Origin of the sequence: Virgibacillus halodenitrificans, assembly GCF_001878675.1 — a bacterium.
Taxonomy (GTDB): domain Bacteria; phylum Bacillota; class Bacilli; order Bacillales; family Amphibacillaceae; genus Virgibacillus_Q; species Virgibacillus_Q halodenitrificans.
Window position 1 is genome coordinate 598,464 of record NZ_CP017962.1, and the last position, 23,116, is coordinate 621,579.

Consider the following 23,116-nt stretch of genomic DNA (forward strand, 5'->3'; position numbering starts at 1 on the left):
AATAATGAATCAAAGTGTAATCAAAGCACTAAAACTATTGGACTTGTTTACAGAGGAAAACCCGGAATTAACATTAAAGGACATAGCTGATCGCTCACGATTACCTAAACCAACTGCCTATCGAATGTTAACAGCATTGGAAGTGAGCGGATTTCTCTACAAGACAAAGGAAACAGAACATGATAGTAAATATCGTTTAGGCTTGAAGTTGTTGGAATTAGGACAACTCGTTTCTGACAATTTAGAGGTTAGAGGAATTGCTCTCCCATTTATGAAACAGCTTGCTGAAGAAATTAATGAGGTAATCCATTTAGTTATTGTAAATGGCTCGGAAGCTACCTATATTGAAAAGGTGGAAAGCACCCGAGCACTTCGATTATACACACGGATTGGAAAAAGTTCACCATTACATACTGGATCTGGTCCGAAGCTTTTATTGGCGTTTTTACCTAAAGAGAAACAAGACGAAATTCTAAGCAAATCAGAGCTTGGTTCAATTACAAATAAACCAATTTCAGTAGAAAAACTTAGAGAAGAATTGAGAACAATAAGGAACACGGGCTATTCTTATAGCATTGGTGAACAGGATGCAGATACGACTGGAATTTCCTATCCTATTTATGATTATAGCAATAAGGTAATTGCCGCATTAGCGGTTAGTGGATTATCCAGCCATTTTGAAGGTGAGAATTTAAATAAATTAAAAGAAAAAGCATCGCAAACAGCTGTATATATATCAGAGGAATTGGGTTACCGGAAAGGATAAGGAGGAGCGGATATGAATACAGTTTTTATTGCAGGGCATGCCCGCCTGCCATCAGGAATGGCAGCCAAAAGCATTTATGAAACACTGACAATTACAGCAGAAATAGATCAAAAATATGGAGTAATTGTAGCTGCAAACTGTACACTCGCAACAGAACATGGAAAAAACTTTATTCAACACCTGCTCAGAGGATATAGTCTACAGGATGGAATCGAGAAGCCTGTTGATGAAATTAAAGCTCGCTACCTTGGAAAAGCTGGAAATGCATTAGCTTCCGCTTTAAAGGATTTGTATAAGCAATATAAAAGCTATAAGCAGATCGACGAGTGAATTTCTATATGAGAGACAGAGCTAGCCAAATGAGAGAACCGCGTCCCGTATGAGAGCCAGAGCCATCCAAATGAGAGAACCACGTCCCAAATGAGAGACACAGCCATTCAAATGAGAGAACCGCGTTCCATATGAGAGACACAGCCATTCAAATGAGAGAACCGCGTCCCGTATGAGAGACACAGCCATTCAAATGAGAGAACCGCGTCCCGTATGAGAGACACAGCCATTCAAATGAGAGAACCGCGTCCCAAATGAGAGACACGGCCATTCAAATGAGAGACACCACATATCAAATAAGAAAGCCAGGTATAATTTTTTAAAATAGCAGCACACCCATTATAGGGGCGCTGCTAAAATTTAGTAAGTTTGCTAAACAGACACTTGTGCTTTTTCTATTTAAGACATTCCAATTGAGATAAATTTTTTCTCCAAAAATTCATCCATGCCATGGTGCCCGCCTTCTTTGCCAATTCCAGATTGCTTTATCCCACCAAATGGAGCTTCTGGGACTGCAGGAAATACGTCATTTACACCAACGATGCCATAGTCTAATTTCTCGGAAACCCGGATAGCACGGTTTGTGTTTTCTGTGAAAATGTAGGCAGCTAAGCCGTAATCGGTGTTATTCGCCTTCTGAAGAACTTCTGCCTCATCTGTAAAGAACTGAATAGGAATGACTGGACCAAAAGTTTCTTCATTCATCACTTTCATGTCATCTTCCACGTTAGAAAGAATGGTAGGTTCATAGAAATGCCCATTTAAATTGCTATTCCACGCCTTACCCCCACATATAATCTCACTGCCTTTTAAAATAGCGTCCTCCACATGTGAACCTACTTTCTCTAATGCTGCCCTATTAATTAGTGGACCCAGTTCTACCCCGTTTTCCATTCCGTAGCCAATTTTCATTTTTAAAGCTTTTTCCTTCAACAAATTGGTGAAAGACGTTTTAATCGACTCATGGACATATAATCGATTTGTACAAATACAGGTTTGCCCGTTATTTCTGAATTTGCTCCCAAGTACAAGGGTGGTTGCTTTATCAATATCTGCGTCTTCAAATACAATGCTTGGAGCATGGCCGCCAAGCTCTAAGGACAGTTTCTTCACATTTGCTGCACTTTCTCTCATTAAATATTTACCTATTTCTGTAGAACCTGTGAAAGTAATTAATCGGACACGCTTATCAACAAGTAATGCATTGCCGATTTCTTCTGCATCTCCAGTCACGAGATTAACAACACCCGGAGGCATTCCTGCTCGTTCGAATATTTTTATTATCTCGATAGCGGATAATGGTGTTTCCGGGGCGGGCTTCAGGACTACCGTGCAACCCGCAGCCAATGCAGGTGCAAGTTTTCTTGTTATCATTGAAGATGGGAAATTCCATGGAGTAATAGCACCTACCACGCCAACTGCCTGGGGAATGACAAGCAATCGTTTTTCTTTTGAAGAAGAGGGGATCCATTCACCGTATCCCCGGCTTGCTTCTTCCGCATACCATAATAGAAAGTTAGCAGCACCTTTTACTTCTCCTACAGCCTCATTTAATGGTTTTCCTTGTTCACGTGTTAAAATTTCCCCCAAACGATCAGCATCCTCCATCATGAGCTGGTATGCTTTATAGAGTATCCGGGATCTCTCGCGTCCTGTTCTTTCACTCCAGTCAGGAAACGCTTCGGAAGCGGATGTGATTGCTTCTACCGTTTCAGCTTTTCCCCCATTTGCAACCTCTGTCAGGCGTTCGATTGTGGCTGGATTGTAAATCTCATTTGTTCCCTTAGAACCTGTTTCTCTCCACTCTCCATTAATAAAAATACTTTTTGTGAAATTAGTAATCATGAATCTGCCTCCCTTTTAAGAAACTAGTCGCACGCACAATTTTTATTTGATTAATTGGGATTGGTCCCATGCAGGAAGCATTCGATTAAGCTCTTTATCTTTTCGATAACCTAACACATACTCTGCTTGCATTACAGTATGAATTTCTCGTGTCCCTTCATAAATAACAGGGGCCTTGGAATTACGCAAATATCGTTCCACAGGGTATTCATCAGAAAACCCGTAAGCTCCATGAATCTGAACAGCATCATCTGCAGCTTTATTGGCGAAATCACATGCCTGCCACTTTGCTAGTGAAGTCTCTCTCGTATTTCGCTTTCCGTCATTCTTGAGTTCTCCTGCTCGATAAACAAGTAGTCTGCTCATTTGCAGACCTGCTTCCATATTAGCAATCATTTGTTGGACCAATTGGTGTTTTCCAATTGATTTTCCAAAAGTCTCTCTTTCTTGGCAATACTTCACACTGGCTTCCAAACATGCCATGATTTGTCCGACAGCGCCGGCTGCTACTGTGAAACGACCGTTATCAAGAGCGGCCATTGCTATTTTAAAACCTTCTCCTTCTTTACCAAGGAGATTTTCTTTAGGGACTCTTACATTTTCAAAAAATAATTCTCCTGTATTTCCGGCTCGGATGCCCAATTTACCTTTAGTTGCTTTGGAGGAAAATCCATCCCATGTACGTTCAACAATAAATGCAGAAATCGCTTTATGCTTCTCTGTTCGATCTCCGGTATAGGCAAAAACTAAAAAATGATCTGCGGTATCACAAAGAGAGATCCAGGTTTTTTGTCCATTTAAAATATAATAATCTCCTTGCTTTTGTGCTGTTGATTGTAATGCCGAAACGTCTGATCCAGCAGCTGGTTCTGTTAAACCAAATGCACCAATTTTCTCGCCTTTTGCTTGTGAAACGAGATATTTTTGCTTCTGTTCCTCCGTGCCCCATTGCAATAAAGTCATGCTGTTTAAACCAGTGTGTACAGAGACGGCGGTACGAAAAGCGGTATCTCCTCGTTCCAACTCCTCACAAACAATAGCCAGGGAATTATAATCCATTCCACTGCCGCCATATTCTTCTGGAATACAAACACCCATTAAACCAAGGTTGGCTAGCTTTGTTAATATGGCAGGATCAAATTTACCTTCCCTGTCCCAATGGCCAATATATGGCATAATTTCTTTATCTGTAAAATCTCTCACTGTTTTTCTTAACATCACTTGTTCTTCGGAAAAATTAAAATCCATGTAAATCTCTCCTTACTTTTTATTGGTTTTTGGCTTTAAGATTATCGACAATAGCTTCATTATGTTCGCCTGCATCTGGCGGATAATGCCTAACTGATACAGGAGTCCTGGAGAATTTCAGCGGACTTCCAATCATCTTGACTTTCCCTGCGGTGGGATGGTTACAATCTATGAACATATTTCTTGCTTGGAGTTGTGGATCTTTTACCACTTCCTTTAAATTTTGGATAGGACCACATGGAATATTGTTTTTCTGGCATTCCTGCTTCCAGTGTGCTGTTGTATTTGTTAAGAGTACCTCCTGTAGTAAAGGTACTAGGACCTCGCGATTGGCAACGCGATCCGGGTTTGTTTGAAATCGGTCATCCATACTGTATTCGTCTTTTTTTAGAATAGAACAGAATGCTTTAAATTGAGTATCATTTCCAATAGCAATTACCATTTCGCCGTCCAATGTTTTAAACGTTTGGTATGGAACAATGTTTGCGTGGTGATTTCCTAAAGGTTGAGGAACTTCTTCGGACATCAAATAATTACTACCGATATTTACCAATGAGCTAACAGCGGAATCGTAAAGAGAGATATCGAGCTTTTGCCCTTTTCCAGATACAGTTCTTTCAAGTAGGGCGCCTTGAATACCAATACAAGCATATAAGCCTGTTAATATATCTGTAATGGCTATCCCCATTTTTTGCGGACCTGATTCCTTATCTCCAGTTATACTCATTAATCCGCTCATCGCTTGAATAATGAAATCATAGCCAGGCATATCTTTATAAGGTCCTGTTTCACCAAAGCCAGTTATGGAGCAAAATACGATAGCCGGGTTAACTTTGGCAAGTGTGTCATAGTCAAGCCCTAATCGCTTCATAGTACCAGTTTTAAAATTGTTAATTACTACATCGCTCTCTTTTATTAGTTCCTTAATAGCAGCAACCCCTTCTTCAGTTTTTAAATTCAACGTAATACTCTTTTTATTTCGATTGGCACATAAGTAATAAGCGCTTACATTACTCTTGAAGGGAGGCCCCCATTTACGTGTCTCATCACTTCCGCCAGGAGCCTCTACTTTTATAACGTCAGCTCCCATGTCTCCGAGGATCATGGTGCAATAGGGACCTGCAAGGACACGAGATAAATCAAGAATCTTTATATGTTTTAATGCGCCAGCCATACTTTCACTCCTTTCCTTGAAAAATAAAAAAGCCAATCCAAATAGACTACAGTTTTACCTGTAAATCAATTTGAACTGGCTTTTATCTGTTGATGCAGTTCTGGGGTAGAACTGTGAACAGATTAGGCAGTAGAATGTTAATAGAAGTCATGGTATCATGCGATTTAAACGAGTAAATCGTTATGGGGCATGATTTAAATATATTATACTTTATTCTGAATAATATGTAAATGAAAAATTAAAAAATAAACATTTTTTCCAAACTCTGTAAAGTATTTTTAGCGGAGCGAGATAATCTTAATGCTCGATTATATATAAAATTGCCATAGCGACGTTTGAATAGACAGAAATTATCTATTTTGGGGATCCATTGAAAGAACTCAATGAGCCATAAGTAAAACCCCTATCACTAAAGGGATAGGGGGTTTTACTGGTTTTACTATTTTGTTGCTTTTTGCAGTTTAGTAATCATTTTGAGTGCTCTGCCGGTTCCGATCGCCACGGATTCAAGTGGGTTAGGTGCTAAATGTACAGGGACGATTATTTCGTTCGCAAGCCATTCCTGCATGCCATTTAACAAGGATCCGCCTCCAGTGAGTACGATCCCATGGTCTACAATATCTCCGCTTAGCTCAGGAGGACAGTTTTCCAACGTCGCACGTACTGTCTCCAAAATTTGTTCCAATGATTCTTTTAATGCAGTATAGATTTCTGTCGAGGTAATTGTCACTGTTTTTGGAAGTCCTGAAACCATATCTCGTCCGCGAATCTCCATTGTTTCCTCTTGGTGATTAGGATGGGCATGGCCGATTTCCATTTTTATATTTTCGGCAGTACGCTCGCCGATTAATATATTGTAATTTTTTCGAATGTGGTGAATAATTTCTTCATCCATTTTATCTCCACCGGTTCGAACAGAGTTACAAGAGACGACACCACCGAAAGATATAATCCCTACTTCGGAAGTACCTCCCCCAATATCAACGATTACATTTGCGATTGGTTCATCAACAGGTAAATCTGCCCCAATTGCAGCAGCGACCGGTTCCTCAATAAGGTGTACCTGTTTGGCGCCATAGCTTGATACAGCATTATGAATAGCACGACGTTCCACAGTAGTACTGCCAGAAGGTGTACATACAACTACGGTAGGTTTTCTCATAGACATACCCATTTTCTTGCTGACTTTTTTCAAAAATTCTTTTAACATTTGAGCAGTTACATCATAATCAGCTATTACCCCATCTTTTAGTGGACGTATTGGGATGATGTTCTTAGGAGTTTTGCCGACCATTTCCTTTGCTTCTGCTCCTACAGCCACAACTTGTTTTGTGTTTACATCAATAGCTACTACAGATGGCTCATTTAAAACGATTCCTTTTGTTTTTGAATATATAAGTATATTAGCAGTACCAAGGTCAATTCCTATTTCTGCAGTTGATAACATAATAAAGTCCTCCATTGCTGACAATTTTCTTCTATAATGATTCTACAAATCATTTCAATTTTTGGGGGTGGAAACAGAAGTGTCATAGTTTAGTAATTACTTATGAAAATAATAGTATTACAGATAAACGTATATTAATATTACCCCAAAAATCAAGTGACATTTTGTTTACAAAAACCTTCCTATTGTAATATAACAGGTCTGTTTAGAGGCCTGTCAATATTCTTTTTGCTGAAATATTTGGCAGGTTACATAGAATCTTCCTCAATCACCAAATTGTATTTCTTGGTTACTTTCTTATTTTACAAGGATTATGCTAGTTATCTTTCAATCTAGTGACCCAAAACAATGATTGTGGGAAAAGCTACCACAAATATTACAAAAAATGCATGGTATGATGTTTTTGTCAAACAAAACAACTCAAAAGGAGAGTGCATTTCATGTTTAAGAAACTTGGCGTAGTAACAGCATTATCTACTGCATTATTATTCGGAGGGACATTTCAACAAACTGTGGATGCTTCAGCAAATGAGCAGCAAACACAGATTCCATCATATAAAATCTACTATTCTATAAATGGTAATTTGGACAATATGTCAAAAGACCAAGTGAATAGTATTCTAGATAAGTATCTTAAAAATTATAATATTAATTTGTTGAACTTTGATTGGAATATGAATGGAAACAAAGAAGAAAAGGCACCAGAAACAGAAGGAAACACTGAAAAACCAGTGAAAGAGGAAAAACCGGTACAAAAAGAAGACAAACCAAATAAAGAAGAATCAAATAAAGAAGATACAGTTAAAGAAGAAAAGCCTGCCAAGCAGGAACAAGCTCCTGTAAAAGAGGACAAGCCAGTTCAAAAAGAAGAAAAACCAGCAAAGCAACCAGAAGCGCCTGTAAAACAACCAGCACAACCAGATAAGAAGGAAGAACAAACGAATCAAACGCAATCACAGCAATTGAGTCAGTTTGAGCAAGAAGTATTTGAATTAACAAATCAAGAAAGAGAAAAAAATGGTTTGGCACCACTAAAAGTGGATGTTGAATTGAGTAAGGTAGCGCGTGAAAAGTCTCGTGACATGGCAGCAAACAACTACTTTTCTCATAATAGCCCAACCTATGGTTCTCCATTTGATATGATGAAACAATTCGGTATTACGTACCGTGCAGCAGGTGAGAATATTGCTAAAGGACAACGTACCCCTGAGGAAGTTGTAAATGCTTGGATGAACAGTGAAGGACACCGTGCGAATATTCTAAGCAGCAAATATACTCACATTGGTATCGGTTATGTAGAACAAGGAAATCACTGGACACAACAATTTATTGGTAAATAATAATTGAGAAAGAAGGCTGGCATGGAATTGCTAGTCTTCTTTTTTATGGTTCTAATATATATTGGGGTTATTCAATGATTCGGAAAATAGATAAACTGCGACGTAACTAAGAATATAGAGGCTGCGTAAATCACCGCTACGGGGAAATATTCCGCTTTCCGCGGGCGGCTGAATCCATGCCGGGCGGCAAAGAAGACACTGTGAGGTTACGAACAGATGTCGCACTTGTACCCGGAGGTGTGAAAGCGTCCCCCTGCAGCAGAAATCAATGGGTCCATCCACTTCCTTAAAATGTGACTACTTTAGTTCGCATTTTCCTCCAAATATGAATGAACAAAATACGTTTGTACCCCAACATTTGCGGTAGAACCTTTTTTATAAAGAGGTTTTGTTATAATCTTTGGCATAAAATAAGACAATGAAATGGGAATATCTAAGACGAAGGACTAAAGTAGACTATTTTAGGGAAATATTTCAAAGCACAGGGATAAAAAGAAAAGTACAGTACTGCTCAGCCTGAGTTGTTTGACAATCATCCTCTTATTTGAATACTGTATAGAAGAGGACAAATAGCATTATTCCTAATCAAAAAAGGTTTCATGGAGATCATACATAATAATAAAGGGGTGATTAAATGGTGCAAGGTGCAGCAAATTGGAATACAGAACAAACCCAGGAATGGTTGCAAAATTATGTAGATGATTGGGTTTCATTTTACCGTAAGCAAACAGACGAAGGAGAAGTTGCTTCGTATATACCAATTTTGCAGGAAGCAAATCCGGATCATCTTGGAATATCTATTATTGGTAAGGATGGAATGAAAGTACGCTCCGGAGATACTGAAATTCCTTTTACAATTCAAAGTATCTCGAAAGTACTAAGTTTTATTGTCGCATGTATGGAAAAGGGACTTGCCTATATGTTGGATCGAGTTGATGTAGAACCTACTGGAGAGGCATTTAACTCTATTATGCACCTTGAAATGAGGAAGGTTCAAAAACCATTTAATCCTTTAATTAATGCAGGAGCTATTACAGTGACATCTACTTTAGAGGGAAATACATCAGATGAAAAATTAAAACCTATTCTGGATTTAATGGAAACAATCCTTGGTTATAGACCTGCCCTTAATGTAGAGGTGTATGAATCAGAAAGAGATTCATCTATGCGGAACCGTGCAATAGGCTATTATTTGCTTGAAACGGGGTTTCTTGAATCGGATCTTAATATTACTCTGGAAACGTATTTCAAACAATGCTCTATTGAAGTGACGGTAGATGATCTGGCTAAAATAGGCGTGGTGCTTGCGAATGACGGAGAGGATCCGAAAACTGGTGAAGAACTTATCCCAAGAAAAATAACACGTCTGGCAAAGGCATTAATGTTAACTTGTGGGATGTATGATGCCTCAGGGAAATTTGCTGCATATGTTGGTATACCAGCAAAAAGTGGGGTGTCAGGGGGGATCGTTGCCCTTGCACCACCAAGGGTACGTGATGAAGATTTGCCGTTTATAAATGGCTGTGGCATTGGAGTATACGGCCCTGCTCTTGATGATAAAGGAAATAGCTATGCAGGCATAAAGCTATTACGTCACATTGCCAAACAATGGGATTTGAGTATTTTTTAAAATTCATTTAAGGAGAGTTTGCCATGTGTGGTCGCTACACATTACTTGCAGAGGAAGTACAAATACTAAATGAATACCAATTGGAGCAAGACAGGATAGAATCCTATCAATCCAGCTATAATATTGCCCCAGGCCAACAAGTGCTGGCAATTATCCATGATGGGAGAAGAAAGCGGGCAGGTTATCTTCGTTGGGGTCTTATTCCATCCTGGGCAGAGGATGAAAAAATTGGTTATAAAATGATAAATGCAAGAAGTGAGACGGCACATCAGAAACCAAGCTTTAAAAGATTAATGTCTAGAAAAAGATGTTTGATTATTGCAGACAGTTTTTATGAATGGAAAAAGGCAAATGGGGAAAAACAACCTAAGCGCATTCGTACAAGCAATCGACAGCTGTTTTCTTTTGCAGGATTATGGGATAAATGGGAATCACAAGATAAAGAGGTTTATACATGTACAATCTTAACAAAGGATGCCGACAATTTTATGAGGGATATTCATGATCGAATGCCAATTATTTTACCAAAAGATAAAGAAGATTTATGGATAAAACCTGAAAAGCAGTCACCGACGGAGGCGCATCAATTTCTAGCTTCACTGTCTACAGAGAAGCTTACGGCATATGATGTTGGAACACACGTTAACTCAGCAAAAAATAATGATGCGGTATGTATTGAACCACTTTTATAAAAAAGTTGACCCAGATGAAAACAGGTCAACTTTTTTAATGTCAGTACATATGAAATTTGTGGCTTTATTATGATCTGGGAAAAGCCCCAGTACACTTCAGTACTTTATCTCTTAGTAAAACTAGGCACTTCTTCCAGCTTTTTGCGCCTTCTCTTGTTCTTTTTCTTCTTTGGCTACTTTCAAGAACTTCTTTGTTTCGTATACAACGACACCGGAAAGACCAAGTAGACCAATTAAGTTTGGTGCGGCCATGAGCGCATTCATAATATCGGAGATTGCCCATACCACGCTTAGCTTTTCGACTGCACCGTAGAATACAGCTGCAACAAATACAATTCGATAATAAGGAATAGCTTTTTCGCTAAATAGGTAACCGAAGCATTTCTCTCCATAATAAGACCAACCAACTAATGTAGAGAATGCGAATAATACAATTCCAATTGTTACAATCATGCCACCGAAATCACCGAGGAATTTACCGAATGAGGCAGCAGTTAAATCCCCGCCGGAAAGATCCCCACCGTACATGTTTGCCATAACAATGGTAATACCAGTAATAGAGCAAACGATGATTGTATCAATAAATACCTGAGTCATGGAAACAAGTGCCTGACGTCCAGGATAGTCCGTTTTTGCGGCAGCCGCGGCAATTGGAGCAGATCCTAAACCAGCTTCATTGGAGAATACACCACGTGCAACCCCGTATCGAATAACTGTACCTAAGATCCCGCCACCAAGTGCACTACCTGTAAATGCATCAGAAAAGATTAAACCAATCGCTGCTGGTACAATATCCAAATTCATAATGATAATAATTAATCCACCAAGCACGTATAGTGCAGCCATAATCGGAACGAAGAAGGCTGTTACACGTCCGATACTTTTAATACCCCCAAGAATAACTAAACCAACTAAGACAGTAAGAATAATACCAGTTGCCCATCCAGGTATATTAAAAGAACGTTCTAAAGCATCAGACACGGAATTTGATTGAACCATATTTCCTATACCGAAGGCAGCACATGCACCAAATATAGCAAATAATACGCCTAGCCACTTAGCTTTCAAGCCTCTTTCCAAGTAATACATCGGACCACCAGACATTTCACCTTTACTGTTTGTCACTCTGTATTTAACAGCTAAAATTGCTTCTGCATACTTTGTTGCCATCCCAAATAAAGCAGAAAGCCACATCCAAAATACGGCCCCAGGCCCCCCTAAAACAACAGCTGTTGCCACACCAACAATATTACCTGTACCTATTGTTGCGGCCATTGCGGTTGTTAATGCCTGATAGTGACTGATGTCCCCTTTTGACTTTTTGTCCTGTTTGGAAGGACTGAAAGCGAGCTTAAGTGCATAAGGCAATACTCTGAATTGCAAAAAGCCCAATCGAAAGGTTAAATATAAGCCCGTTCCCACAATCAAAATTAACGTAGGCGGGCCCCATACAAAGCCACTGATTGCATCAAGAATTTCATTCATGTTTTTTCCCCCTTTGCTTTCGTTTTATTTTTTGTATCTATAGTAAATATTCCGAAAATTTAGTTCAAATGTCAAGTGATTTTGAAAAAAAGTTTAAAAATTAATCCGAGATAGTTGAGTATTGTTGAAAAAGGGGCGCATACTGAAAAACAGGACGAAATCTTTTGCTTATCTTGTAAGTAGATGATTATAATAGAGGTAGAAAGTAAGTTAACGTTTTATAATTTTATACATACATAAAGGAGAGAAAAAGGATGGCAAAACGCAGATTATTTACTGGAATGTTAGTGGGAGCAGTAGCAGGTGGTTTAGCAGCATTATTCGATAGAGAAACGAGAGAGTATACAAAAGGAAAGCTTAAAAATGTAAAAGCAGGCTCCAGTTATCTTATTAAAAATCCTTCAGATGCTGTACATAAAGTCCGTGTAGCATTTGATGAATTTAATACAAAAATTTCCAGTAGTTCAGAGAGCGCAATAAATGCATTGGAACAAGTAGAATCAACTTTAGAAAAATATACAAATAAAGAGGAGTCCTCACGAATAGAATAGAAGGAGTGAGATGCTGGGAGTGTGATAGAAATGAATGAAGTAGTAACATTTGGAAAGCAATTATATTCAAAGATGGAAGAAACGGATGTCTTTGGACTAGCTGCACAATTGGCCTATTTTTTCTTACTTTCACTCTTCCCTTTCCTTTTATTTGTCCTCACACTTGTGGGTTATCTTCCTATAGGTGAAATATCCATTATTGAATTTGTTGGGACATATGCCCCTCCTCAAATTAATGAATTAATTAATACAAATATTACCCAGCTTGTAAACGAACGAAATGGCAGCCTGTTGTCTTTCAGTATTATTGGTACGTTATGGTCCGCATCGAATGGTGTTAATGCTATTATGCGTGGTTTTAACCGAGCATATGAAGTGGATGAAGATCGCTCATTTATTATATCAAGAATAATTGCAATTATCCTCACTGTTGCCATGGTGGTTATCATACTTACCGCATTTTTACTGCCTATCTTTGGAAAAATGATAGGTGTATATCTTTTCTCATTTATTGGTATGTCGGATGGGTTCATTACTGTTTGGCAGGCTATGCGTTGGATAGTATCCTCTGTTGTATTCTTCATCGTATTTCTAGCACTATATAAATTGGCTCCTAACACGCGAATTTATTTCAAAAATGCCATTTGGGGAGCTATCTTTGCTACTGTATTCTGGCAACTGACTTCCCTTGGTTTTTCTTACTATGTCAGCAGTATTGGTAATTATTCTGCTACATATGGAAGTCTTGGTACAGTAATTGTTCTAATGATCTGGTTCTATCTCTCTGGGATTATCCTCATGATGGGCGGAGTAATTAATGCTGTATTGAGAACAGAAAAATTAAAATAGCTGCCGTAAGCAGGCAACTATTTTAATAAACGTAATCCATTCAATATAACCAAAATAGTACTACCTTCATGACCAATTACGCCCAGTGGCAGGTCGAGTAATTGAAAAAAGTTAGAGAGAATTAATATTAGAATTATGCTCAGGGAGAAAAAGACGTTTTGCTTAATAATTTTATTCATCTTAGTAGAAATAGCCATTGCTTCTGTAATCTTCGTAAGATCATTTTTCATTAGTACAACATCAGCAGTCTCCATTGCAACGTCAGTTCCTTCTCCCATTGCAATACCGACGTTTGCGCTTGCTAAGGCTGGAGCGTCGTTAATCCCGTCTCCCACCATAGAGACATTTTTATATTTCTCTCGTAGTTGCTTTACGTGAGTGACTTTTTCTTCAGGTAGACAGTTAGCTATATAACTATCTATACCAGCTTCTTTAGCAATTATTTTTGCTGTAAGTTCATTGTCACCAGTTAGCATCACAGTAGTAATACCATGCTTTTTTAATAAAGCTATCGCATTTTTTGCATCCTTTCTTATCGTATCCTTTAATGCAAAAACGGCGGTAATTTCATTGTTTTTCTTAGCAAATACAATAGTCTTACCTTCTTTCGCCAGATTATTTGCTACTCCATGAAGGAAGCTCATTGCATCTTCCTTTCCGACAAAATCTGCCTTGCCAATCTTCCAATGATCACCGTCTACTACCGCAGATATTCCATTTCCGCTGATTGTTTTCATATCCAAGACTTCAGAAGCTAACTCATCTAGGCCTTTTTCTTTCGTGAATTGTACGATGGACTGTGCTAATGGATGCGTAGAATATTTTTCAATTGCAGCAACAATTTTTAATGTCTGGTTTTGATTATCCTTTTCTTTATAAAAAGCTTCTGTGACAACGGGCTTCCCGTTTGTCAAAGTCCCCGTTTTGTCAAATGCCACTGCTTTTATATGACTCAAATTTTCAACATGCACCCCGCCCTTAAATAAAACACCCTTTTTTGCACTAGAAGAGATTGCTGAAAGTGTTGCCGGCATAATAGAAGCAACTAATGCACACGGAGATGCTACAACGAGCAGAATCATTGCTCTATATATGCTTTCCGATAATGTCCAATTAAATAATAGATAAGGTAAGAACATCATAAGAAAAACAACAGCTAATACAATTTTCACATATGTTCCTTCAAATCTTTCAATAAATAGCTGAGAAGGTGACTTTTCGTCCTTTGCCTGTTGTACAAGCTCAATTATTTTTTGGAATAACGTTTCGTTTGCAGGCTTTGTAATCTCTATTGTAATTGTTCCATTAAGTGCAACTGTGCCTGCGTACACTTCTTCACTATGGGTTTTTTCAACAGGCAGCGATTCACCGGTAATGGCACTTTCATCTACGGATGTTGTTCCTTTGCTTATTTTTCCGTCAGCAGGTATGCGCTCTCCCGCACGTATAAGAACAGTGTCCTTAACCTGTAATGTGTCAACAGGAACTTTCTTTTCTACTCCATTCTTTACGATAATTGCTTCCTCTGGTTGTAAATTCATAAGAGAGGAGATTTCTTTGTTGCTTTTGTTAAGCGTATAAGTTTCTAACGCACCAGATAATGCAAATATAAAAATAAGGATAGCTCCCTCTGTCCAATAGCCAATAATGGCGGAGCCAATTGCTGCAAAAATCATTAACATTTCAACATTTAGTTCTTTATTAGTGATTGTTTCTGTTATGCCTTCCTTTGCCTTGGCATAACCACCAATAATAAAAGCAAGTAGGTGAAGAAATACGAAAGTAGTACTGGTTAAATGAGACTCAAACATCCAAGCAAAAAGAATCGTGATCCCGCTGATTAGTGCGGCGATCAACTCTTTATGTTCCTTTATCTTTATCAAAGATTTTCTATTCAATATATTTCTTTTAAACTGGTTTCGTTTTAATTTGTAAATCGAATCTACCTCTGTAGCCATTTCAGCACCTCCATTTTAATATTTGTATGATAATTACGTTGAGAATGATTATTATTTATAATTATTATAAATTAATATTTATTATTATATTATCATGGGAAGGTGAAAAGTCAAGATAGAAATGGCCATTTTTAAAAATAAATAGCAAGGGAGGATGTGGAAAAGTTTCGAACATCAAAAAACCGGTTAGCGCAATGCCTAACCGGTTTGATCATCTGGTGTAGATAAATTTGTCTTTTTAAAATGAATGGCTCCCATAATCAGAAGCAAGATGGTCATAATTAAATAGAAGAAGGATAGGTCAGGAAAAAGTTCAACATATAATCCTCCCAAGAATGGCCCACTGATACTTCCAAGACTAAAGGTTACACCTACCATTAGGTTACCAGCGGGAAGTAATTCTCCTGGAAGTAAATCTGTCATATAGGAAATTCCTAAGGAGAACAACGAGCCAACAAACATTCCTGACAAGGTAAATAATATGAACAGTCCTACCACAGATGATTCTAATAATGCTGCTAAACCAAAAGTAATAACTCCCCCGGCTAAAACGAATAATAAAACTGGTTTTCTCCCTAGTCGGTCACTAAGTATACCTAAAGGAAGTTGTGTGATAAGACTTCCAAAAGCAAAACAGGGAATAATTAAAGAAAGCATGTTTACATCATGGCCAATTCGTAATCCATATATAGGAAAGATTCCATGTAAAGATGCTTCCAGGAAACCATAACCAAAGCCCGGTAATAAAGCAATCCAGGCGATTTTTCCTGTCTGAATAAACCTTCCGACAGAGCTTGTAGTAGTAGCTGTTTCTAAGTCATTCTCCGGCCACATGTTTTTTACGAAAAACATCATAGACCAAACCAGCAAACTTAGTACAGCTGAAGCTAGGAAAGGTAATGCTTCATTTACAGATAACATCCTTGTCATTAATGGACCCAAAGCAAAACCAAGACCGAAAAAAAGCCCATAATAAGCGATACTTCTGCCTCGTGTTTCCTTCGTAGCTGTAGTAGTAATCCAGGTTTGAGTTCCAAAATGAAGCATCTGGTCTCCAACACCGATCAGCATGCGTAATATAAACCAAAACCATAAGGCTTCCCATAATGGAAAAAGAGCTAAAGATAAAAATACAAGCATACCGCCAATAAGGATGATTGGTTTAAAACCCAATCTTCTCATTGGCTTTTCCATGAAAGGGGAAGCCAGAATGACACCAATATACAAGCCGGTAGCATGCAATCCATTTACAGAAGATGATATTCCACCATGCTCAAGAATAATAGCTAGAAGAGGCAGAAGCATTCCTTGAGAAAAACCGGAAATTGTAACAAGTGCTATTAATATCCAAAATCGTGTTTTTGCAGATACCATGTTTATGTTCCCCACCTTTGTCTGTCCTCTAATCTAATTGGTTTTTTTCAGCAAGTCAATTACCAAACAAGTAATTCGTAAAATAATAGGTTATTATGGTACAAAGAATATATAAGATAAGATTTACCTTAGGAGGGTGTAAAATATGAAATTAGTAATGAAGGAAAATGGATTGAGAACGGAATTAGAGTATGGTGTGTTAGACATATCCGGGAATGAGGAATATGGATTTCGCCCATATCAGCTAATGGTTGCTTCCATAGCTGGCTGCAGTGGTTCTGTTTTTCGTAAAATTTTAGAAAAACAACGCACCGAAATAGATGACATGCAAATAACCGCTGAAGTGGAAAGAAATCCAGAAGAAGCAAATCGTATTGAGAAGATTACATTGAACTTTAAGGTCCAGGGGAAGAATTTAGATCCAGCAAAATTGCAAAAAAACCTGGAAATCTCCCGTAAAAATTGCTCAATGGTTCGTTCAGTAGAAGGAAGTATTCAAATTGAAGAAAAGATAGAAACAATCGAATTAAGCAATTAAGTTGTATTTAAACGTATAAAATTCATATGTCCGAAAAAACTATAGGAAAAAGGAAGGGACATGGACATATGAAATGGAATAATAAACTAGTCTTGCTTTTGTTAACTCTTACATTGCTTTTCCCTGTATCCGCATTTGCTGCTGAAAAGAAGGAAAAGTTAAAAGAAGAATTTGAAATTCCCAGTCACGTATTAAATATTTCAAAAGAGAATACCTTTCCCAATTCCACGGAAGATCAAGAAGTTATTGAGCCGAGTGAATTGGCTAAGGAATTAATGGATAACGTAAAGGTACCAATAAAAAATCCAGACTTGATTAAAATGCTTAACGAAAGTGCGCTTAAGCCTTCACCAATTGCAATTGGTTATCGAGGTATGATTTATCTTGGTCGCTGGCCTTTGAACTATCATTCTTCAGAAACAACAATAAATTGGGAGTATCAGCCAATAAATGAGAACGAGTTAAACAATCTTGGCGGGGATACAAACCAAACATTAAACTACGTACAACAAGAGCAAAAAGAAATAAAAGGTGCGTTGACAAATAAAATTGCTAACCCTGATGATGTAAAAAAAATGATGTTACTTACATCTAAAGACAAAACAAAGCTTCCACTTTCCTATGAAACCATTATTGGGAAGAACACAAAAAAGAGCAATTCCTATAATGTACCAGTAAAAAAGCTAGGTAAATTGGAGAGTTTTGCGCCAGCTGTTAACGAAAAAGGACAAGTAACTTTTGGTGAGGTCTATTTGGAATTAAAAGGCTCCAAAAAAGCACTCGTTATTAAAAATGTAACAAAACAAGGAATCGGTGCATGGATACCCATTCAGGATCACGTCTCATTTTCCTATAGTCTCAAATAAATCCCCAGGACTCCCTGGGGTTTTTTGTTGCTAGATATAGATTAAGTTCTTAAATAATAATATTTCGCAATATAGATATACTGCGCAGTAACTAAGAATATAGAGGCTGCGTAAATCACCGCTACGGGGAAATATTCCGCTTTCCGCGGGCGGCTGATGAGCCTCCTCACGCTACGCGTTTCGGGGTCTCATCTAGGCCTCTCCTCCCGCAGGACAAGGAAAGCTTCGTAAGCAAGGCATCGCACGAAGAAAATGTGTATTTTCATTTTCGAGGAGTCTCCATATTTCCCCTTCGCTACTATTTCCTATTAATTCTACGAAGAAAAATTGCGTTCCCATAGATCCAGAATATGCTGTGTACGAATTGATTGGAGTGTAGGGCGGCGACTCCTGCCGTAATAGCATGAGCCGAAGACCCTGGACGGAGCGTAGCGGAGGAAGCGGCTAAGGCCATGCCGGCGGAAAGCGTCCGCCTGAAACGCAAATCAATGGGTGCTTCCTCTGTAAAATGAAATACTGCGTACACCACAAGTTACTTCGCATTTCTCTCATGAACAGAAACTCAAAATACGCACACATTTAAAATTTACAAATACATCCATTTGAGAAAAAGGGTTGCTTTTAACGCTTTAATGCTTTATCATAGTGAAGTATAAAATAACTTATAAATTTTACTGGAATGAATGTAGGGGGAAGAATAATGGAATGGGTTGTTGTAGTATCTGTACTTGTTATGACAATACTTAGTTTATTGAGAGTAAATGTTATTATCGCTATTATCACAGCAGGGCTTGTAGCAGGATTAATGTCCGGCTTATCAATTGTAGACTCCATTGATATGCTCGTAAATGGCATGGGTGGTCAAGCAAATACCGCACTTAGTTATATATTGCTCGGTGCTTTTGCAGTAGCGATTAGTTATACAGGGATAACGTCCATACTTGTAAATTATCTTATTAGAGTGCTGTCAGGAAAGAAAACTATGATGGTCTTGGCAATAGCAGGTGTAGCATCTTTATCACAGAACTTAGTGCCAGTGCACATTGCCTTTATTCCAATTTTAATACCACCATTACTAAAGCTCTTTGATCAAATGCGTCTTGATCGTCGTGCAGTGGCAACTGCACTAACGTTTGGATTAAAAGCACCTTATATTATGATCCCAGCCGGATTTGGTCTTATATTTCACCAAACAATTGCAGATGGGATGAATCAAAACGGTGCAACCATATCTATGAGCGAAGTAGCATTATCAATGCTTATTCCCGGTTCAGGAATGATTGTCGGCTTGTTGTTTGCTGTATTTATTTCTTATCGTAAAGATCGTGTTGCGATTGAGGGGGCAGGTGGAACAGACGCCACTATTACAACTGATGTGGAGAAGGTTTCCTTCAACAAAACTCATGCACTAACAATCTTAGCAATCATTGGTGCATTAATTATCCAAATCATATTTGAGAATTTAATTTTTGGAGCACTAACTGGATTATTTCTTATGTTCCTATTTCTTGTCGTACCTTTTAAATTGGGAGATAAAATCGTTTCAGACGGCATCAAAATGATGGGATTCATCGCGTTTGTTATGTTAGTTGCATCCGGTTTCGGTAACGTGCTAAAAGAAACAGGTGCAGTTAATGCTTTAGTTGAAGTATCATCTGGTTTTTTAGGTGATAACAAAGTCGTAATATCGTTTGTACTGTTACTTGTTGGCCTACTTGTTACGATAGGCATTGGTTCTTCATTTGGAACGATACCGATTATAGCTGCACTCTATGTACCAATATGTATAGCAGCAGGATTTTCTCCATTAGCTACTGCTGCACTTATCGGTACAGCAGGGGCACTTGGTGATGCAGGTTCACCAGCTTCAGACAGTACACTTGGGCCAACTTCTGGATTGAATGCAGACGGAAAGCACCATCATATATGGGACACAGTAGTTCCAACGTTTATTCATTATAATATTCCTTTATTCTTATTTGGTTGGATTGCTTCCATCGTTTTATAATTGTATAAATAAATATAGAAATGGATAAGGTAAGATAAAAACAGGTGGGTTGTTATGCGAAACCAAGTGAAAATCCTAATCTCGATCTTGCTTTTCCTTTCTATTTCTTTACCTCATACTGCCTTAGCAGGAGGATATGGTTGGGGATACAAGAAAAATAATAATCATGAAATACCTGATGTAGGCAAATATAAAGACATGCTTGATAAGTACGGAGCATATTATGCTGATTTCTCAGGTGAAAAAAATATTTATTTAACGTTTGATAACGGGTATGAAGAAGGTTATACGGATAATATTCTTGATGTATTAAAAAAGGAAAAGGTACCAGCTACATTTTTCGTTACAGGCCATTATGTAAAAGATCAGCCTGAATTGGTTAAACGAATGGTGGATGAAGGGCATATTATTGGAAACCATTCCTATCATCACCCTGACTTTACTATTATGGATAAAGACAAAATTAAAAAAGAATTACAGACATTAGAGAAGGCTGTAGCAGAAGTGTCTGACCAAAAAAGCTTGAGATATGTCAGGCCACCAAGAGGTACCTTTAGCGAAAACACGTTAAAATGGACATATGATTTGGGCTATACACATATTTTTTGGTCCTTGGCATTTATTGATTGGCATACCAAGAAGCAAAAAGGCTGGAAGTATGCGTATGAACAGGTAATGGATCAAATTCACCCGGGTGCGATCGTACTTTTGCATACTGTTTCTTCTGATAATGCGGAAGCATTGCAGCATATGATTACAGAATTAAAAAAGCAAGGATACAGCTTTAAAAGTCTAGATGAATTAGTGATGAAAGACCACATACCTAAAGTAATTTATGGGCTCGAATAAAAGGAGAAGGTTGACGCCGGAATCAGCGTCAACCTTCTTTCATTTCAGTAACTTCCTTTATTTTATATGTGTTTTTTCCGGCTCTTTTAGCCTCATATAATGCTAAGTCGGCTTGTTTATATAAGCAATACTCCGTAATAGTAGGGGTTTTTGCTGTGGCAATTCCAATACTAGTCGTTATCCGAAGAGATGTATCAAATATCTCCAAAGGTTCTTGAAGTGTTTCTACAATTCGCTTTGCTAGCATAACCACTTCATTCCTTTCTTTGCAATCAGATATTATAATTGCAAATTCATCTCCACCAAGCCGAGTAATCACTTGATCTTGTTGAAGACAAGCATGAACCTTTTGAGCAAATTTTTTAATGATTGCATCACCTGTATCATGGCCAAGGTTATCGTTAATGTCTTTAAAACGGTCAATATCCAACACAAAGAGACTGATCATTGCGGATGACTCACCTTGATTGAAATCCTTCACCATTTTTTCTAAATGCTCATTGAAGTAGCGCCGATTTGGAAGCTCTGTTAGAGAATCATACATTGCTAAATATTCCAGTCGCTTTTCATATTCTCGCTGCATCGTAATGTCTCTTGTTAAAACCATCATTTGAACAAAACTTCCTTCATCATTAAAGATAGGATCAGCAGATATCTCTGTCCAGATCCATCCTCTTGTACGATGCTGTTGTCTAAATTTTAATGTACATGATTTTCCTTGTTTAATGGATTGCAAAATTTGTTCATTTAGCTTCGGGCGATCTTCAGGATGGGTATTATGCAAAAACAGCTTCTCTTTATATTCTTCAAAATTATATCCTAAAATGTCTTGATAGGAAGGAGATACATATTTAATTATTCCGTTTTTATCTAATAACGTAATCAGTATATGTCCATGTTCCGATATAATACGAAAACGCTCATCGCTTTGTCTTAATTTATCCAGTGTTTGCTCCTGTTCCGTAATGTCTTTAAAGATACTGTAAACACCAGTTACCTCTGTGTTTATAATAATTGGATTAAACTTCAACATAAGCTTTATTTCTTTCCCGGATTTACTCTTTATTGCTAAATGGAGTTCCTGGAAGTTCCCATTAAGAGCTTCATTAAAATGTTCCTCCACTTTAGGGATATCTTCTTGGATAACAAATTCATAATAGCTCTTTCCCTGTATTTCTTCAATATCATAACCCGTGATGGAACTTGCAGCTGCATTTCCGTTTAAAATTTTACCATTAAAATCAACAGACACAATTGCATCTAAATTATAGGCATAAAGAGATTGGTATCGCTGATTGCTTTCAAGCAATTTTTTTCTGGATTTGTCTGCTTCTTGCTTTGCTTTTTTTTCCGTTGTTATATCTTTTACAACAGCAACTATCGTAGTGCATTCATTATTCTTGCTGAAAAGAGGGGTTAATGTAGTCTTGGAGTATAATGTCTCATTACTAGCAGAAAGAAAAGAATCCTCATAGGTAGTAACTTTTTTCTCTCTGCAGGTAAGACTATATTTTTTTTCGAGCAGATTTGCTTTTGATTCTGCATTCACCTCATGAAAAGATTTTCCTATTACTATTTCAGATAAACCAGTACCTTTCATAGCAGCAATGTTAAGAAAACTATAATGAAAGGAGGGGCCTGGTTTTACATCTATAATAAATACCATATCTTGAATACCATTCATAATCATTTGTTGATCGTGTTTTATTGATTCTAGTCTCATTTGGCCGCCTCCTATCAAATACTATCTGTCACATGGTTCCTTGCATATATTTTTAACTGCTCTGTGAGTTGTTTTTTGGTCACATCATCCGTTATAAATTGAACTCCATAGTCATATGATTTCGCTTTTGGTTTTTCCCATATGACCTCGGTTCTAATATCAAATTCTTGATTGTTTAACTTAAAGGTAAGAATAAGCTGGATCAAATTGTCAGCTGAAGGATGTAAATGCAGAGAAGTATTTAGCCGAGCTCCATCCGGGCTTATATCAATGATGGTAGCTTCGCCATTAGAAGACTTTACTATTTCATTATTAACCTTTGAAATATAAAAATGTGCAGTAAGTGGGTGTTCAAATGCATATCGAAAGGGTGCATTTCTTCTATATCTCATGTATAGAGCCTCCTTCATCAATAGTTCAATTGTAACATTTATATCGAATTG

The 23,116-nt window shown here is 37.8% G+C and carries 20 protein-coding genes; 11 read left to right on the top strand and 9 right to left on the bottom strand.

The window, feature by feature from the left end; all coding sequences use genetic code 11:
* Positions 1–4 precede the first annotated feature (4 nt).
* Together BME96_RS03085 and BME96_RS03090 are read left to right on the top strand one after the other, a co-directional pair.
* Positions 5–766 carry an IclR family transcriptional regulator gene (locus BME96_RS03085; RefSeq protein WP_060680205.1) on the top strand — a complete coding sequence of 254 codons (762 nt, stop codon included), beginning with the start codon at positions 5–7 and terminating at the stop codon, positions 764–766.
* 12 nt (positions 767–778) lie between these two features.
* Positions 779–1,096 carry a DUF3870 domain-containing protein gene (locus tag BME96_RS03090; protein WP_060680207.1) on the top strand — a complete coding sequence of 106 codons (318 nt, stop codon included), beginning with the start codon at positions 779–781 and terminating at the stop codon, positions 1,094–1,096.
* Positions 1,097–1,495: 399 nt separating this feature from the next.
* Here the strand turns inward: BME96_RS03090 and BME96_RS03095 are convergent, their stop codons facing one another.
* From BME96_RS03095 to mreBH, 4 genes are all read right to left on the bottom strand, one after another.
* Positions 1,496–2,941: an NAD-dependent succinate-semialdehyde dehydrogenase gene (locus BME96_RS03095; RefSeq protein WP_060680209.1), complete on the bottom strand. Its 1,446-nt coding sequence runs from the start codon at positions 2,939–2,941 to the stop codon at positions 1,496–1,498.
* 42 nt (positions 2,942–2,983) lie between these two features.
* Positions 2,984–4,189 carry an acyl-CoA dehydrogenase family protein gene (locus tag BME96_RS03100; protein ID WP_071648251.1) on the bottom strand — a complete coding sequence of 402 codons (1,206 nt, stop codon included), beginning with the start codon at positions 4,187–4,189 and terminating at the stop codon, positions 2,984–2,986.
* A gap of 19 nt (positions 4,190–4,208) precedes the next feature.
* Complete coding sequence (locus tag BME96_RS03105; protein WP_071648252.1) at positions 4,209–5,363, bottom strand: CaiB/BaiF CoA transferase family protein; 1,155 nt, start codon at positions 5,361–5,363, stop codon at positions 4,209–4,211.
* Between the two features lie 439 nt (positions 5,364–5,802).
* Entirely contained in the window at positions 5,803–6,810 is a 1,008-nt protein-coding gene (gene mreBH, locus BME96_RS03110; protein WP_019376895.1) for a rod-share determining protein MreBH, read from the bottom strand.
* A 440-nt stretch (positions 6,811–7,250) separates the two neighbouring features.
* Between mreBH and BME96_RS03115 the strand changes: the two genes are divergently transcribed.
* The 3 genes from BME96_RS03115 (at position 7,251) to BME96_RS03125 (ending at position 10,472) form a co-directional block, all read left to right on the top strand.
* A complete protein-coding gene (locus BME96_RS03115) occupies positions 7,251–8,150 on the top strand; it encodes a CAP domain-containing protein (RefSeq protein ID WP_019376894.1) in 900 nt (299 codons plus the stop codon).
* Between the two features lie 634 nt (positions 8,151–8,784).
* Positions 8,785–9,780: a glutaminase gene (locus BME96_RS03120; RefSeq protein ID WP_060680213.1), complete on the top strand. Its 996-nt coding sequence runs from the start codon at positions 8,785–8,787 to the stop codon at positions 9,778–9,780.
* Between the two features lie 23 nt (positions 9,781–9,803).
* Entirely contained in the window at positions 9,804–10,472 is a 669-nt protein-coding gene (locus BME96_RS03125; protein WP_019376978.1) for an SOS response-associated peptidase, read from the top strand.
* A 120-nt stretch (positions 10,473–10,592) separates the two neighbouring features.
* Here the strand turns inward: BME96_RS03125 and BME96_RS03130 are convergent, their stop codons facing one another.
* On the bottom strand, positions 10,593–11,957 hold the full coding sequence (locus BME96_RS03130) for an alanine/glycine:cation symporter family protein (RefSeq protein ID WP_019376979.1): 1,365 nt from the start codon (positions 11,955–11,957) through the stop codon (positions 10,593–10,595).
* A gap of 254 nt (positions 11,958–12,211) precedes the next feature.
* Between BME96_RS03130 and BME96_RS03135 the strand changes: the two genes are divergently transcribed.
* Entirely contained in the window at positions 12,212–12,508 is a 297-nt protein-coding gene (locus tag BME96_RS03135; protein ID WP_019376980.1) for a YtxH domain-containing protein, read from the top strand.
* 30 nt (positions 12,509–12,538) lie between these two features.
* Entirely contained in the window at positions 12,539–13,357 is an 819-nt protein-coding gene (locus BME96_RS03140; RefSeq protein ID WP_019376981.1) for a YihY/virulence factor BrkB family protein, read from the top strand.
* 17 nt (positions 13,358–13,374) lie between these two features.
* Here BME96_RS03140 and BME96_RS03145 read toward each other — a convergent pair whose 3' ends face one another.
* Positions 13,375–15,315, bottom strand: a complete 1,941-nt coding sequence (locus tag BME96_RS03145) for a heavy metal translocating P-type ATPase (RefSeq protein ID WP_071648253.1) — start codon at positions 15,313–15,315, stop codon at positions 13,375–13,377.
* Between the two features lie 198 nt (positions 15,316–15,513).
* Positions 15,514–16,689 carry an MFS transporter gene (locus tag BME96_RS03150; protein WP_019376983.1) on the bottom strand — a complete coding sequence of 392 codons (1,176 nt, stop codon included), beginning with the start codon at positions 16,687–16,689 and terminating at the stop codon, positions 15,514–15,516.
* 145 nt (positions 16,690–16,834) lie between these two features.
* Here BME96_RS03150 and BME96_RS03155 point away from each other — a divergent pair, with 145 nt between their 5' ends.
* The 4 genes from BME96_RS03155 (at position 16,835) to pdaA (ending at position 20,950) form a co-directional block, all read left to right on the top strand.
* The gene (locus BME96_RS03155; protein WP_019376984.1) at positions 16,835–17,227 is read left to right on the top strand and encodes an OsmC family protein; all 393 of its coding nucleotides are present in this window, start codon (positions 16,835–16,837) and stop codon (positions 17,225–17,227) included.
* Between the two features lie 68 nt (positions 17,228–17,295).
* Positions 17,296–18,093, top strand: coding sequence for a YfkD famly protein (locus BME96_RS03160; protein ID WP_071648254.1), 798 nt, complete (start codon positions 17,296–17,298; stop codon positions 18,091–18,093).
* Positions 18,094–18,793: 700 nt separating this feature from the next.
* The gene (locus BME96_RS03165) at positions 18,794–20,101 is read left to right on the top strand and encodes a Na+/H+ antiporter family protein (RefSeq protein ID WP_019376986.1); all 1,308 of its coding nucleotides are present in this window, start codon (positions 18,794–18,796) and stop codon (positions 20,099–20,101) included.
* Positions 20,102–20,155: 54 nt separating this feature from the next.
* The gene (pdaA, locus tag BME96_RS03170) at positions 20,156–20,950 is read left to right on the top strand and encodes a delta-lactam-biosynthetic de-N-acetylase (RefSeq protein ID WP_019376987.1); all 795 of its coding nucleotides are present in this window, start codon (positions 20,156–20,158) and stop codon (positions 20,948–20,950) included.
* A 28-nt stretch (positions 20,951–20,978) separates the two neighbouring features.
* On the opposite strand, the gene BME96_RS03175 is transcribed toward pdaA, so the two are convergent.
* Positions 20,979–22,673 carry a sensor domain-containing protein gene (locus BME96_RS03175; RefSeq protein WP_071648255.1) on the bottom strand — a complete coding sequence of 565 codons (1,695 nt, stop codon included), beginning with the start codon at positions 22,671–22,673 and terminating at the stop codon, positions 20,979–20,981.
* A 14-nt stretch (positions 22,674–22,687) separates the two neighbouring features.
* Positions 22,688–23,065: a PilZ domain-containing protein gene (locus BME96_RS03180; protein WP_019376989.1), complete on the bottom strand. Its 378-nt coding sequence runs from the start codon at positions 23,063–23,065 to the stop codon at positions 22,688–22,690.
* Between the last annotated feature and the right edge of the window lie 51 nt (positions 23,066–23,116).

Bases quoted from the DNA above. Each gene is read 5' to 3' on its own strand.
- BME96_RS03085 (WP_060680205.1), top strand. From the start codon at position 5: ATGAATCAAAGTGTAATCAAAGCACTAAAACTATTGGACTTGTTTACA.
- BME96_RS03095 (WP_060680209.1), bottom strand. From the start codon at position 2,941: ATGATTACTAATTTCACAAAAAGTATTTTTATTAATGGAGAGTGGAGA.
- BME96_RS03145 (WP_071648253.1), bottom strand. From the start codon at position 15,315: ATGGCTACAGAGGTAGATTCGATTTACAAATTAAAACGAAACCAGTTT.
- pdaA (WP_019376987.1), top strand. From the start codon at position 20,156: ATGCGAAACCAAGTGAAAATCCTAATCTCGATCTTGCTTTTCCTTTCT.
- mreBH (WP_019376895.1), bottom strand. From the start codon at position 6,810: ATGTTATCAACTGCAGAAATAGGAATTGACCTTGGTACTGCTAATATA.
- BME96_RS03180 (WP_019376989.1), bottom strand. From the start codon at position 23,065: ATGAGATATAGAAGAAATGCACCCTTTCGATATGCATTTGAACACCCA.
- BME96_RS03120 (WP_060680213.1), top strand. From the start codon at position 8,785: ATGGTGCAAGGTGCAGCAAATTGGAATACAGAACAAACCCAGGAATGG.
- BME96_RS03125 (WP_019376978.1), top strand. From the start codon at position 9,804: ATGTGTGGTCGCTACACATTACTTGCAGAGGAAGTACAAATACTAAAT.
- BME96_RS03090 (WP_060680207.1), top strand. From the start codon at position 779: ATGAATACAGTTTTTATTGCAGGGCATGCCCGCCTGCCATCAGGAATG.
- BME96_RS03150 (WP_019376983.1), bottom strand. From the start codon at position 16,689: ATGGTATCTGCAAAAACACGATTTTGGATATTAATAGCACTTGTTACA.
- BME96_RS03100 (WP_071648251.1), bottom strand. From the start codon at position 4,189: ATGGATTTTAATTTTTCCGAAGAACAAGTGATGTTAAGAAAAACAGTG.
- BME96_RS03165 (WP_019376986.1), top strand. From the start codon at position 18,794: ATGGAATGGGTTGTTGTAGTATCTGTACTTGTTATGACAATACTTAGT.
- BME96_RS03140 (WP_019376981.1), top strand. From the start codon at position 12,539: ATGAATGAAGTAGTAACATTTGGAAAGCAATTATATTCAAAGATGGAA.
- BME96_RS03115 (WP_019376894.1), top strand. From the start codon at position 7,251: ATGTTTAAGAAACTTGGCGTAGTAACAGCATTATCTACTGCATTATTA.
- BME96_RS03155 (WP_019376984.1), top strand. From the start codon at position 16,835: ATGAAATTAGTAATGAAGGAAAATGGATTGAGAACGGAATTAGAGTAT.
- BME96_RS03135 (WP_019376980.1), top strand. From the start codon at position 12,212: ATGGCAAAACGCAGATTATTTACTGGAATGTTAGTGGGAGCAGTAGCA.
- BME96_RS03105 (WP_071648252.1), bottom strand. From the start codon at position 5,363: ATGGCTGGCGCATTAAAACATATAAAGATTCTTGATTTATCTCGTGTC.
- BME96_RS03160 (WP_071648254.1), top strand. From the start codon at position 17,296: ATGAAATGGAATAATAAACTAGTCTTGCTTTTGTTAACTCTTACATTG.
- BME96_RS03175 (WP_071648255.1), bottom strand. From the start codon at position 22,673: ATGAGACTAGAATCAATAAAACACGATCAACAAATGATTATGAATGGT.
- BME96_RS03130 (WP_019376979.1), bottom strand. From the start codon at position 11,957: ATGAATGAAATTCTTGATGCAATCAGTGGCTTTGTATGGGGCCCGCCT.